General features: G+C 55.4%; 12 protein-coding genes. 7 read left to right on the top strand and 5 right to left on the bottom strand.

Translation table 11 applies throughout. The features are described 5' to 3' along the window. Window positions 1-50: 50 nt before the first annotated feature. The 4 genes from uhpA to uhpT all read left to right on the top strand — a co-directional run bounded on the left by uhpA (window position 51) and on the right by uhpT (window position 5,015). The gene (gene uhpA, locus OGY67_RS23300; RefSeq protein ID WP_003023923.1) at window positions 51-644 is read left to right on the top strand and encodes a response regulator transcription factor UhpA; all 594 of its coding nucleotides are present in this window, start codon (window positions 51-53) and stop codon (window positions 642-644) included. Next, window positions 641-2,143 (top strand): signal transduction histidine-protein kinase/phosphatase UhpB, encoded by a 1,503-nt coding sequence (gene uhpB, locus OGY67_RS23295; RefSeq protein ID WP_048215248.1) that lies wholly within the window; start codon window positions 641-643, stop codon window positions 2,141-2,143. The genes uhpA and uhpB overlap by 4 nt, the downstream gene beginning before the upstream one ends. Before the next feature lie 9 nt (window positions 2,144-2,152). Beyond that, on the top strand, window positions 2,153-3,481 hold the full coding sequence (locus tag OGY67_RS23290) for an MFS transporter (RefSeq protein ID WP_267454386.1): 1,329 nt from the start codon (window positions 2,153-2,155) through the stop codon (window positions 3,479-3,481). Window positions 3,482-3,623: 142 nt separating this feature from the next. After that, entirely contained in the window at window positions 3,624-5,015 is a 1,392-nt protein-coding gene (gene uhpT, locus OGY67_RS23285) for a hexose-6-phosphate:phosphate antiporter UhpT (RefSeq protein WP_286574601.1), read from the top strand. Window positions 5,016-5,062: 47 nt separating this feature from the next. Here uhpT and OGY67_RS23280 read toward each other — a convergent pair whose 3' ends face one another. After that, on the bottom strand, window positions 5,063-5,968 hold the full coding sequence (locus OGY67_RS23280; protein WP_048215250.1) for a LysR family transcriptional regulator: 906 nt from the start codon (window positions 5,966-5,968) through the stop codon (window positions 5,063-5,065). A 105-nt stretch (window positions 5,969-6,073) separates the two neighbouring features. Here OGY67_RS23280 and OGY67_RS23275 point away from each other — a divergent pair, with 105 nt between their 5' ends. The 3 genes from OGY67_RS23275 to nepI all read left to right on the top strand — a co-directional run bounded on the left by OGY67_RS23275 (window position 6,074) and on the right by nepI (window position 8,485). Next, on the top strand, window positions 6,074-6,526 hold the full coding sequence (locus OGY67_RS23275) for a DUF1198 family protein (protein WP_003827141.1): 453 nt from the start codon (window positions 6,074-6,076) through the stop codon (window positions 6,524-6,526). 99 nt (window positions 6,527-6,625) lie between these two features. After that, window positions 6,626-7,150 carry an SRPBCC domain-containing protein gene (locus tag OGY67_RS23270; RefSeq protein ID WP_286574599.1) on the top strand — a complete coding sequence of 175 codons (525 nt, stop codon included), beginning with the start codon at window positions 6,626-6,628 and terminating at the stop codon, window positions 7,148-7,150. A 141-nt stretch (window positions 7,151-7,291) separates the two neighbouring features. After that, window positions 7,292-8,485 carry a purine ribonucleoside efflux pump NepI gene (nepI, locus tag OGY67_RS23265; protein WP_008786516.1) on the top strand — a complete coding sequence of 398 codons (1,194 nt, stop codon included), beginning with the start codon at window positions 7,292-7,294 and terminating at the stop codon, window positions 8,483-8,485. Window positions 8,486-8,546: 61 nt separating this feature from the next. Here the strand turns inward: nepI and OGY67_RS23260 are convergent, their stop codons facing one another. From OGY67_RS23260 to OGY67_RS23245, 4 genes are all read right to left on the bottom strand, one after another. Then, window positions 8,547-9,926: a carbohydrate porin gene (locus OGY67_RS23260; protein ID WP_008786515.1), complete on the bottom strand. Its 1,380-nt coding sequence runs from the start codon at window positions 9,924-9,926 to the stop codon at window positions 8,547-8,549. A 205-nt stretch (window positions 9,927-10,131) separates the two neighbouring features. Then, window positions 10,132-10,434 carry a PTS lactose/cellobiose transporter subunit IIA gene (locus OGY67_RS23255; RefSeq protein ID WP_008786514.1) on the bottom strand — a complete coding sequence of 101 codons (303 nt, stop codon included), beginning with the start codon at window positions 10,432-10,434 and terminating at the stop codon, window positions 10,132-10,134. A gap of 12 nt (window positions 10,435-10,446) precedes the next feature. Beyond that, entirely contained in the window at window positions 10,447-11,829 is a 1,383-nt protein-coding gene (gene gmuD, locus OGY67_RS23250) for a 6-phospho-beta-glucosidase GmuD (RefSeq protein WP_125363069.1), read from the bottom strand. 20 nt (window positions 11,830-11,849) lie between these two features. Further along, the gene (locus OGY67_RS23245; protein ID WP_008786512.1) at window positions 11,850-13,181 is read right to left on the bottom strand and encodes a PTS cellobiose transporter subunit IIC; all 1,332 of its coding nucleotides are present in this window, start codon (window positions 13,179-13,181) and stop codon (window positions 11,850-11,852) included. Window positions 13,182-13,192: the final 11 nt, after the last annotated feature.

Genomic DNA, 13,192 nt, shown 5'->3' with positions numbered 1-13,192 from the left:
GCCTGATAAGCGTAGCGCCATCAGGCATGCCTTAGCGCCAGGATGAACCCATGATTACCGTTGCCCTTATTGACGACCACCTCATCGTCCGCTCCGGCTTTGCCCAACTGCTGGGGCTGGAACCTGATTTGCAGGTGGTCGCTGAGTTTGGCTCAGGCAGTGAGGCGCTGGCGGGATTACCGGGGCGCGGCGTGCAGGTGTGTATCTGCGACATCTCGATGCCTGATATCTCCGGTCTTGAACTGTTAAGCCAGTTGCCAAAAGGAATGGCGATTATCATGCTCTCTGTCCACGACAGCCCGGCGCTGGTGGAGCAGGCGCTCAACGCGGGCGCGCGTGGTTTCCTTTCTAAACGTTGTAGCCCGGATGAGCTGATCGCGGCGGTGCATACCGTAGCGACTGGCGGCTGTTACCTGACGCCGGACATCGCCGTCAAACTGGCGGCCGGTCGTCAGGATCCGCTCACCAAACGCGAACGTCAGGTGGCGGAAAAACTGGCGCAAGGTATGGCGGTCAAAGAGATTGCCGCTGAACTGGGTCTGTCGCCGAAAACGGTGCACGTGCATCGCGCCAACCTGATGGAAAAGCTGGGGGTCAGCAACGACGTCGAACTGGCCCGCCGGATGTTTGACGGCTGGCAATGAACACGTTCTGTTCCCGGTTAATCACCGTTGTTGCCTGCTTCTTTATCTTCTCTGCCGCGTGGTTTTGCCTGTGGAGCATCAGCCTGCATCTGGTTGAGCGCCCGGAGCTAGCGGTACTGCTGTTTCCGTTTGGCCTGCGTCTGGGACTGATGCTGCAATGTCCGCGCGGCTACTGGCCGGTGCTGCTGGGCGCGGAATGGCTGCTTCTTTTCTGGCTGGCGCAGGAAGTGGCGCTGGTCCATTTACCACTTTTGATGATCGGCAGCTTCCTCACGTTACTCCCGGTGATGTTGATTTCGCGATACCGCCATCAGCGCGACTGGCGCACGCTGCTGTTGCAGGGCGCGGCGCTCACGGCGGCGGCGTTGCTGCAATCGCTGCCCTGGCTTGGGCAAGGTGAAGAGGCGTGGAACGCGCTGCTGCTGACGCTCACCGGCGGATTAACGCTGGCGCCGATCTGCCTGGTGTTCTGGCACTATCTGACCAGCACGACCTGGCTGCCGCTGGGCCCGGCGGTGGTGTCGCAGCCGGTGAACTGGCGCGGGCGGCATCTGGTCTGGTACCTGCTGCTGTTTAGCGTCAGCCTGTGGCTACAGCTCGGTTTACCCGCCGAGCTTTCGCGCTTCACGCCGTTTTGCCTCGCGTTGCCGATCATTGCGCTGGCCTGGCACTACGGCTGGCAGGGGGCGCTGATTGCGACGCTGATGAACGCCATCGCGCTGATTGCCAGCCAGACCTGGCACGATCATCCCGTTGACCTGTTGCTCTCGCTGCTGGTGCAAAGCCTGACCGGGCTGCTGCTCGGTGCGGGTATTCAGCGTCTGCGCGAACTTAACCAGTCGCTGCAAAATGAATTAGCACGCAACCATCGTCTGGCGGAACGCCTGCTGGAGACCGAGGAGAGCGTGCGCCGGGATGTGGCGCGCGAACTGCACGATGATATCGGCCAGACCATCACCGCCATTCGCACCCAGGCGGGCATTGTCCAGCGGCTGGCGCCGGAAAACGCAGGGGTGAAGCGCAGCGGGGCGCACATCGAACAACTTTCTCTCGGCGTGTACGATTCGGTGCGTCGCCTGTTAGGCCGTCTGCGACCACGTCAACTGGACGATCTCACGCTGGAGCAGGCCATCCGCTCACTGATGCGCGAAATGGAGCTGGAAAGTCGCGGTATCGTCAGCCATCTCGACTGGCGAATTGATGAATCTGCACTTAGCGAAAGCCAGCGGGTGACGCTGTTTCGCGTCTGTCAGGAAGGGCTGAACAACATCGTTAAGCACGCCAACGCCAGCGCGGTGACGCTTCAGGGCTGGCAACAGGATGAACGGCTAATGCTGGTAATTGAGGATGACGGCAGCGGCCTGCCGCCAGGGTCGAATCAACAGGGATTTGGCCTCACTGGGATGCGTGAACGGATTAGCGCCCTCGGCGGATCGCTCTCGATTTCCTGTACGCATGGCACGCGGGTCAGCGTGTCGTTACCCCAGCGATATGTGTAAGGCGCGGTCATGTTTTCGTTTTTAAAAGCTCCGGCCAGTGCGCCGCTCATTACTGATAAGCGTGAAGTGGATGCCCTCTACCGCTACTGGCGGCGGCATATCCTGACCACCATCTGGCTCGGCTACGCGCTGTTCTATTTCACACGCAAGAGCTTCAATGCTGCCGTACCGGATATCCTCACCAGCGGCGTGCTGACTCGCAGCGACATTGGGCTGCTGGCGACGCTGTTTTACATCACCTACGGCCTGTCGAAGTTTGTTTCCGGTATCGTCAGCGATCGATCCAACGCTCGCTATTTTATGGGCATCGGACTGATTGCCACCGGCGTGGTAAACATTCTGTTTGGATTCTCCACCTCGCTATGGGCCTTTGCGGTGCTGTGGGCGCTGAACGCCTTTTTCCAGGGCTGGGGATCGCCGGTCTGCGCGCGTTTATTGACCGCGTGGTATTCGCGTACTGAACGCGGCGGCTGGTGGGCGCTGTGGAACACCGCGCACAACGTCGGCGGGGCGCTGATCCCTATCGTGATGGCGGCGACAGCGCTGCACTACGGCTGGCGCGCCGGGATGATGATCGCCGGGCTGCTGGCGATTGTGGTGGGGGTTTTTCTCTGCTGGCGGCTGCGAGACAGGCCGCAGGCGATTGGTCTGCCGCCAATTGGCGACTGGCGGCATGATGAACTGGAAATTGCCCAACAGCAGGAAGGTGCTGGGCTGAGCCGCAAAGAGATCCTCACCCGTTATGTGCTACTGAATCCTTATATCTGGCTGCTGTCACTGTGTTATGTGCTGGTGTACGTGGTCCGTGCCGCGATTAACGACTGGGGCAATCTGTACATGTCGGAGACGCTCGGCGTGGATCTGGTGACCGCCAATACCGCCGTGACCATGTTCGAACTGGGCGGCTTCATCGGCGCGTTGGTCGCGGGCTGGGGCTCGGACAAGCTGTTTAACGGCAACCGCGGTCCAATGAACCTGATTTTCGCCGCCGGAATTTTGCTCTCCGTTGGCTCGCTGTGGCTAATGCCGTTCGCCAGCTATGTGATGCAGGCCGCGTGCTTCTTCACCACCGGATTCTTCGTCTTCGGCCCGCAGATGCTGATCGGCATGGCGGCGGCGGAGTGTTCGCACAAAGAGGCGGCGGGCGCGGCAACCGGATTTGTCGGGCTGTTTGCTTATCTGGGGGCATCGCTCTCCGGCTGGCCGCTGGCGAAGGTGATGGAGGTCTGGCACTGGACCGGATTCTTTGTGGTGATCGCTATTGCGGCGGGAATTTCCGCGCTACTGCTGCTGCCGTTTTTAAACGCCCAGGCTCCGCGCGAACTCAACGAAGCGTGATGTACCTCACCTTTTTGCCCCGAGTGGAGCAAAACTAAGAAATTTTCCCGGTTTCACCTGGACGCTGTCTCAGGCGCGTCTTCCGGCTGATTTTTACAATGCCTGCCATTCGCAGGTATAAAAATTAGCTCGGGAGTGTCAAATGCTGGCCTTTCTAAACCAGGTGCGCAAGCCGACCCTGGTTCTGCCGCTCGATGTGCGGCGCAAAATGTGGTTCAAACCGTTCATGCAGTCCTATCTGGTGGTCTTTATCGGCTACCTGACCATGTACCTGATCCGCAAAAACTTCAACATCGCGCAGAACGACATGATCTCCACCTACGGGCTGAGCATGACGCAGCTGGGGATGATTGGCCTGGGCTTCTCCATCACCTACGGCGTGGGTAAAACGCTGGTTTCCTACTACGCGGACGGTAAAAACACCAAGCAGTTCCTGCCGTTTATGCTGATCCTCTCCGCCATCTGTATGCTCGGCTTCAGCGCCAGCATGGGCGCGGGTTCAACCAGCCTGTTTTTGATGATCGCTTTCTACGCGCTGAGCGGTTTCTTCCAGAGTACTGGCGGCTCATGTAGCTATTCCACCATTACTAAATGGACGCCGCGTCGCAAGCGGGGTTCCTACCTCGGCATGTGGAATATCTCCCACAACCTCGGCGGTGCGGGTGCGGCGGGCGTGGCGCTGTTTGGCGCTAACTATCTGTTCGACGGTCACGTCATCGGTATGTTTATCTTCCCGTCGATTATTGCTCTGATTGTTGGCTTTATCGGCCTGCGCTACGGCAGCGACTCCCCGGAATCTTATGGCCTCGGTAAAGCCGAAGAGCTGTTCGGTGAGGAGATCAGCGAAGAAGACAAAGAAACCGAAGAAAACGAGATGACCAAATGGCAGATCTTTGTTGAGTACGTGCTGAAAAACAAAGTGATCTGGCTGTTATGTTTCTCGAACATCTTCCTGTACGTAGTGCGTATCGGTATCGACCAGTGGTCCACCGTCTACGCTTTCCAGGAGCTGAAGCTCTCCAAAGAAGTGGCGATTCAGGGCTTTACCCTGTTTGAAGTGGGCGCGCTGGTTGGCACGCTGATGTGGGGTTGGCTCTCCGACCTGGCTAACGGTCGTCGTGCGCTGGTGGCCTGTGTAGCGCTGGCGTTGATTATCGCCACTCTGGGCGTTTATCAGCACGCCAGCAACCAGTACGTTTATCTGACTTCGCTGTTTGCGCTGGGCTTCCTGGTGTTTGGCCCACAGCTGTTAATCGGCGTTGCGGCAGTCGGGTTTGTGCCGAAAAAAGCGATCGGCGCAGCCGATGGGATTAAAGGCACTTTCGCTTATCTGATTGGTGACAGCTTCGCCAAGCTCGGTTTGGGGATGATTGCCGACGGCACGCCGATTTTCGGGCTGACCGGCTGGGCAGGCACTTTCGCCGCGCTGGATGCTGCCGCTATCGGTTGTATCTGTTTGATGGCCATCGTGGCTGTGTTTGAAGAACGTAAAATTCGCCGCGAGAAAAAGATTCAACAATTGAAAGTAGCTTAAGTTAAGTGTGCATTGGTAACTTTTGCCCGCCTTAATGGCGGGCTTTTTTATACTCTAAACTGGCTGGTTTCATGTACCAGATTGCGCAGCCACTGATGAGCGGCATCGCGGTGCGTGCGTTCATGCCAGGCCATGCTTTTTGTAAAACCGGTTATGGGCAGCGGGGGCGGTAAAACGTGCATACGGGTGTCGTCATACGCCAGACGGGCAGGAACAACGGCAATCATATCGCTGATAGCGAGGATGTCCGGCAATACCAGGAAGCTGCTAACCGACAAACCAATCTGCCGTTGGCGTCCGACGCTTGCCAGTGCCTCATCGGTGACGCCCCAGAAACTTTCACCCTCATAAGAAACCAGCACATGCTCCAGCGCGCAGAAGCGATCGAGCGTCAGCGGTTGCCCCGCATCAGGATGCGCATGACGCATGAGACAAACGTACTCTTCATCATATAACGCCCGGCTATGCAGGTTGTCGGGCGTGGAATCCGGCGTCAGCAATGCCAGGTCGATTTTCCCCTGCTCAAACTGTGTGGTGAGCAGCACTGGCTCAACCGGGATCACTCGTACACGAATGCCCGGTGCGCGCACGCGAAGCGCGGCAATAAATGGCACGATAACCGCTTTGAGCGCGTAATCCGTAGCGGCGACGGTAAAGGTGAGAGCTGCGGTGAGCGGGTCAAATTGTGTCGGTTTAAGCAGGATATCGATATCGCTGAGGATCTGTTTGACCGGGGCGGCCAACTGTTGGGCACGCAGCGTCGGAACAATGCCATGCGGTGTGCGACTAAACAGCGGATCGTCAAAATAGTCGCGCAGGCGGTTGAGCATACCGCTTACTGCAGGCTGGGTGAGCGACAGCCGCTGTGCCGCCCGGGTTACGCTGCGTTCATCCAGCAGGGCATCCAGCGTTTTTAACAGATTGAGATCCAGCGTTCTGATATCAGATTTCATGATGTCTGCCTGCGAGTTCGATAAGTCACATTATGACACGTTCAGTCGTCGACAGAGGTGAATTTGCCGCTATGATGGGTGTCCTGTCTGGTAATGGATGTGCGCATGATTTGGATAATGCTGGCCACGCTGGTGGTTGTTTTTGTGGTGGGATTTCGGGTGCTAACGTCCGGGTCGCGGCGGGCAATTCGCCGTCTGAGCGAGCGGCTGAACATTGATGTCGTGCCGGTAGAATCGATGATCGATCAGATGGGAAAAGTACAGGGTGAGGCTTTTTTACAGTACCTCCACCGTCCTGATGAATCGCATCTACAAAATGCTGCCCAGGTGCTGTTGATCTGGCAAATCGTTATTGTCGACGGCAGTGAGCAGAACTTGTTGCAATGGCACCGCTGGCTGCAAAAAGCCCGGCTGGCTGCACCGATTACCGACGCGCAGGTGCGTCTGGCGCTCGGTTTTCTGCGCGAGATGGAGCCGGATATGCAGGAGCTTAATGCGTTCCAGATGCGCTATAACGCCTTTTTCCAGCCCGAGGATGGCGTGCACTGGCTGCACTGATATCAAAATTTATGATGACGACTATTTTGAATCGTCATTATCTTTATATCTTACGCGAAAGCATGATGTACCTCGTTAACTCACACGACGAGGTACATCATGAATCAAGCGACTCAACAACGTGCAATTATCTGGCCTGCAGCGTATCTGCCGGGGACGACTGATAACTTTGCCTCAAATGAAATTATCGTTGCCGGACTGAGCGCCCGTGCCGTCTGGGCACAGCTTAATGACACAACGCGCTGGCCGACGTATTACAGCAACGTGGCGGATATCCGTTTTCACGACGGTTCCGGTCTATTGTTAAGCATGGATGCCCGTTTTCGTTTTACGACTTTTGGTTTCCCCATCGAAGCGCAAATCACCGAGTATGTGCCGCCGGTTGACGGCCAGGCCGCGCGTGTTGCCTGGCATGGCTGGGCGGAAGGCGATGCCACTACACGTCTGGATGTGATCCACGCCTGGCTCTTTGAGGATTTACCCGGCGGGCGCGTACGTATTCTGACCCAGGAATCACAAATTGGCGTTCCGGCACAAGAACTGGCACGTACGCTGCCCAATCCGATGATCAACGGTCACCAGGAGTGGATAACCGGCCTGGCCCGGGCTGCGCGTGACGCTTAATTGAGCCAGAAAGGGCTCTCTGTCCTGGGCCGGATAAGGCGCAGCCGATCTCTGGTGAATAGTTGTCAAAACGTTAATTACGTCACAAATTTAATGTTACACTGCGTAACTTTTCTACAATAACCCCACGCAGGTAACAAAATGAGTGAAGCTGTTGAACAAAAATCCCGCGCTGAGGCAAATTCCCGACCTAACTGGTCGGCGGTATTTGCCGTGGCGTTCTGCGTTGCCTGCCTGATAACCGTTGAATTTCTCCCCGTTAGCCTGTTAACGCCGATGGCGCAGGATTTGGGGATTTCTGAAGGCGTGGCCGGGCAATCGGTGACCGTGACGGCATTTGTCGCCATGTTCGCCAGCCTGTTTGTGACGCAAATTATTCAGGCGACCGATCGTCGCTACGTGGTGATTCTGTTTTCGGTGCTACTGACGCTTTCTTGTCTGCTGGTTTCCTTTGCCAATTCTTTTTCGCTGCTGCTCGTTGGCCGCGCCTGCCTCGGTCTGGCGCTTGGCGGCTTCTGGGCGATGTCGGCGTCGCTGACCATGCGTCTGGTTCCTGCACGTACGGTGCCGAAAGCGCTGTCGGTTATTTTTGGCGCGGTCTCCATCGCGCTGGTAATTGCCGCGCCGCTGGGGAGCTTTTTGGGCGGCATTATCGGCTGGCGTAACGTGTTTAATGCGGCGGCGGTAATGGGCGTGCTGTGCACGATTTGGGTGGTGAGAGCGTTGCCTTCGCTGCCTGGTGAACCTTCGCATCAGAAACAAAACATGTTCAGCTTGTTGCAGCGTCCAGGGGTGATGGCCGGGATGATTGCCATCTTCATGTCCTTTGCTGGTCAGTTCGCCTTCTTTACCTATATTCGCCCGATCTATATGAATCTGGCGGGCTTTGACGTTGATGGCCTGACGCTGGTGCTGCTGAGCTTCGGTATTGCCAGTTTCGTTGGTACGTCGTTCTCGTCGATGATTTTGAAGCGTTCGGTCAAACTGGCGTTAGCCGGTGCGCCACTGGTGCTGGCGCTCAGTGCGCTGGTCCTGATCCTGTGGGGCAGCGACAAAGTGGTCGCGGCGGGTATTGCGATTATTTGGGGGCTGTTGTTTGCGCTGGTACCGGTCGGCTGGTCGACGTGGATCACCCGTTCGCTTGCCGATCAGGCAGAAAAAGCCGGATCCGTCCAGGTCGCCGTGATCCAGCTTGCCAATACCTGCGGGGCAGCGGTGGGAGGCTATGCGCTCGATACCCTCGGACTGCTGTCGCCCCTGATGCTTTCCGGCAGCCTGATGCTGCTGACGGCGCTTTTGGTGGCAGCGAAAGTTCGCATAAAAGGTATGCAATAATCTCGGTGTTGTTCGCCGGATAAGGCGTTCTCGCCGTATCCGGCACTTCACGACTCACTAATCAGAACCATGCTTCCCACATGGCACCAAGGTTAAAGTCGTCCAGCGTTTCATCCTGCGTGCCGTTGACCCGCGCGGTGCGATCGTTATCCACCTTGCCGCCGGTGACGTAGAAGCGCAACATCGGGCGGAACTCCGGTCCCATGGCGATCGACATGTTCTGCGACAGCGTCAGTTTCCAGCCGTGGTTATCCCCGCCGTTGTCGTAATCTACGCGCTGATAGCCCGCTTCCAGCCAGGTGGAGTGAACGTCGTTCCAGAAGTACATTGGACGCACAATCGCGCCGTAGTTCTTACGGTTATCGCTCTTATCGGTGCTGTTGTCGTAATCATGGAACGCTAACAGGTATTCCACCTGCGCCTGGCGGGTAAACTTATGACTTCCCTCGAAGCTGGCGTAAACCGTAGTCAGGTCGTCGGTTTTGTTATAGACGCTGTTGTCGGAGTTATCAGAATAACGGGCAATCACTTTATTCACGCCGCTGTCGTTGGTGTGGCTCAGCACGAATGCGCCCTGCCAGGCTTTCAGGCGGTCATCGCTCTCGACGGCTTTGGAGTCAAAACCGTAGTTGGCGTAGATCTCCAGATCCAGCGGGCCCACTTTCATATTGTGAATTTTTGACGTCACAGCGTAGTTGCCTTTATCGCCGGTACCGGAACCGCCGGTACAGGTAATACGCGATGGGTTGGCTTCGTCTTCCATCACTTCCGGGCTGCACGATTCAACTGCGGCAACGGTGGCGACATCAAACTGTACGCCGCCGATGTCGAAGTTCTTCACCCCGGCGCCCTGGCCGTCGTGGTTCATCCAGAAGTAGTCGTTGATACCCTGTTGCGGACGCTGGTGGAAGTCGCGGCCTGCCCAGATATAGGCGTTGGGATTGGATTCCAGTACGTTGGTGACGCCCGCGTAGGCTTTTTTCAGGTTAACTTCGTCGCCCCAGTGGTCGATCATCACGTTGATGTCCCAGATGGCGCCGTTATCGCTTTTGAACGCTTTTGAGAGCTGGAACTCGCCGCCGTTGCCTTCGTTACCCAGGCGACCGATAGCGGAAGCACCGTTGTAGGAGCCATCAACGCCAACGTATTTCTGATCGCCGCTCTGGAAATGCGCGCCGTAACGCGCATAGCCGCTGAATTTCACACCGAACGGAATAGCCATATCCGGCGATTGCGCCGCGCTTTGCGGCTCGTTAATGACATCGGTTTTTTTCGCCACGGCGGCGTCCATTTTAGCCTGACGCTCAGCCAGCGCTTTATCGACGGCTTTGGCAACGATGGCATCGATTTGTTCTTGTGTGAATTCCTGTGCGAGGACAGAAATTGGGCACAGCGCGGCGACGACCGCCAGCGTGACTGGAAGTTTTTTTATCATGTTCATGGTTATCTCATCGACACTTTACCCTTCAGTTTGCGTAGAGCATTCTGAATAAGCGTGTGCATTAATTTATTTTAAGATAATAACCATCCCGTCTTGGTTTAATTTGCTATCACCAAAACAAGTTGATTTGTCTATTTAATAACGGGTACAGGGCTGCTTTATTTAATCGTAATGCTTTCTCCGTTGTTGAATGTGTAATTAACGATTAACGCTGATACAGATGAATAATTTCTTCTGACAGTTCGCGGGCTAATAACGACGTCATTAAGTGGTCCTGCGCATGCACCATAATTAATGTCATTGGTTGCCGGGCTTCCCCGGCGTCCTGTTCGATCAATTTGGTTTGCATGTGATGAGCCTGACGGGCGTAACCGTCAGCCTCACGAAGCAGGCTTTTTGCCTCGTCAATATTGCCGGCGCGCGCGGCATGCAGCGCTTCAAAGCACAGACTGCGGGATTGCCCGGCATTGACGATGATTTCCATTACTGCTTCTTCTAATGCAATCATGTTGTTCTCTTCCTAATCGAATCCGTTATTTTCGGCGGTCTGGGCAAACCATTCGCCGCTTTTTTTCACCGTACGTTTTTGCGTTGCTAAATCTAACTGAACAAAACCGTAGCGGTTTTTATAACCGTTAAGCCATGACCAGTTATCAATAAAGGTCCACATATGGTAGCCAAGACAATTACAGCCTTCGCTAATTCCTTTATGTAGCCATTTTAGATGATCAGAGACAAATTCAATACGGTAGCTGTCGTTGATTTGCTCTTGCTGAATAAAACGCTGCTCATTCTCGACACCCATACCGTTTTCAGAAATAAAACAGCGCGGGTTGCCATAATTATCACGCAGATTGGTAATAATATCGTAAATACCCGGCTCATAAATTTCCCAGCCACGGTAGGGGTTCATTTTCCGCCCCGGCATTTCGTAATAATCAAACAGCCACTCCGGCATAAACGGTGCATCCGGGTTGACGGCGCTATCACGACATTTAACGCGACGCGGCTGATAGTAGTTGATGCCGAGCAGGTCGATTTTGCCCTCGGCGATTAACTGGCTGTCGCCTGGCTGGCATGTTGGTAACTGATCATACTCTTTCAGCAGTCCAACCAGATCCGCTGGATATTCACCCTTCAGCACCGGGTCGAGGAAGCTGCGGTTAAACAGCAGATCCGCATAGTGTGCGGCTTTTACATCCGCCGGATTTTGTGAGCGCGGGTAGGAAGGCGTTAAATTCAGCACCACGCCGATTTCACCGTCATGGTTTGCGGCACGATATGCCCGAACCGCCGTCGAATGCGCCAGTACGGTGTGATACGCCACGGTGGCTGCACGTTTGAAATCCACCACATTAGGGTAATGGAAGTCATACAGATAGCCGCCTTCAACCGGGACAATTGGCTCGTTAAAGGTAAACCAGTGCTTAACCCGGTTGCCGAACAATGTAAAACACGTTTGTGCATAGCGGCCAAACGCCTCGACCACTTCACGGTTTTCCCAGCCACCTTTCTCCTGCATCACCATCGGCATGTCGAAATGAAACAGGGTGATAAATGGCGTAATGCCTTGTGCCAGCAGCTCGTCGATGACGTTGTTATAGAACTCGACGGCTTCAGGATTAACCTCGCCGGTACCGTCCGGAATCAGGCGCGACCAGCTCAGAGACGTACGGAAGCTGTTGTGCTTCAGCTGTTTGAGCAGTGCGATGTCCTGTTTCCAGTGCTGATAAAAGGTCGAGGTAGTTGCCGGGCCAACTCCCTGATGGAAACGACCTGGCTGACGGTCGAACCACACGTCCCACGTGGTCTGGCTTTTGCCGCCGTTCAGGCTATCCCCTTCGGTTTGCAGCGCTGAGCAGGCACTGCCCCACCAGAAGTTTTCAGGAAAACGGTATCTCATTGTTCTGACTCCTTGATTCATTATGAGTTGCTACGGGCAGCGTTCGCCACGGAGACGGCATCCTGTGCTTTTTGCTCTTCGGTTTTCAGCAAAGAACGTTCGTAAGCACGCAGGAATGGAAGGTACATCAGCGCTGACATCGCCATACAGATAAAGCACATCACCACCGGACTTAATGCCCAGTTTGCGGCCCAGGAAGCACCGATTGGCGCAGGCGTAGTCCACGGCGTCAATGAAACAACCTGTGCCAGCCAGCCGAGTTTGGTGGCGCTATAGGCCAGCACGGCGTTAACCAGCGGGACGCAGACAAACGGGATGAACAACATCGGGTTCATGATGATTGGCGCACCAAACAGAATAGGCTCATTGATATTAAAGAAACTAGGCACAATTCCCATTTTGCCGATAGTACGCAGATGGGCGACGCGACTGCGCAGCAGCAGGAATGCCAGCGGTAAAGTTGAACCGACGCCGCCAATCAGCAGGTAGTGATCCCAGAAACCTTGCAGATAGACATGGGGCAGCGCAGCGCCCGCTGCCAGAGCGGCCTGGTTAGCGGACAGGTTCGCCATCCAGAATGGGTTCATGATGCCGGTTACGATCAATGAGCCGTGAATGCCGGCAAACCAGAAAATCTGGCACAACAGCACAGAAAGCAGAATAGCGGGCAGTGAGTCAGAAGCGGAAACCAGCGGCTCCAGCAGGTGCATAATCGCCTGCGGGATGATCATCCCGGTTTGTGCTTCGATAAACAGGTTCAGCGGATGCAGGGTCGCAATCACCACCAGTACCGGAATGAGGATCTCGAATGAACGCGCGACGCCGGTCGGGACTTCCTTCGGCAGGCGGATTGTCACGTTATTCTGCTTCAGCCATGCATATATACGGGTGGAGTAAATGGCGGTGATGAGGGCGGTAAAGATACCCTGACCGGAAAGATACTGCGTCGAGATTTTACCGTCGGCATAGGGCGCAGCAACCAGTAAAAACGCCATAAAGGCCAGCAGGCCAGACATCACCGGATCGAGGTTAAACTGACGGCCCAGGCTGGCACCAATGCCCACGGAGATAAAGAACGTCATAACACCCATGCTGAGGTTAAACGGCAGCATCAGCTGTTCACGATAAGTTGCCGAGAAATCGAGCCAGCCCCGGGCAAAGCTGTTGGTAGTATCGGCAGAGAACGGCGGAAAAATAAACACCAGCATGAAGGAGCCGATGATCATAAACGGCAGCGCCGCCGTAAAACCGTCACGAATTGCAATCACATACTTCTGCTGCCCTAACTTGCCAGCGAGCGGGGTGATGGATTGTTCAATGACGGCAACCATTGACTGATATAACGAACTCATAATGACACCTT

The organism is Citrobacter sp. Cpo015, from assembly GCF_030333035.1.
Taxonomy (GTDB): Bacteria; Pseudomonadota; Gammaproteobacteria; order Enterobacterales; family Enterobacteriaceae; genus Citrobacter; species Citrobacter portucalensis.
The sequence above is the reverse complement of the archived record's forward strand: the minus strand, read 5'-3'. Positions and strand labels throughout refer to the sequence as shown.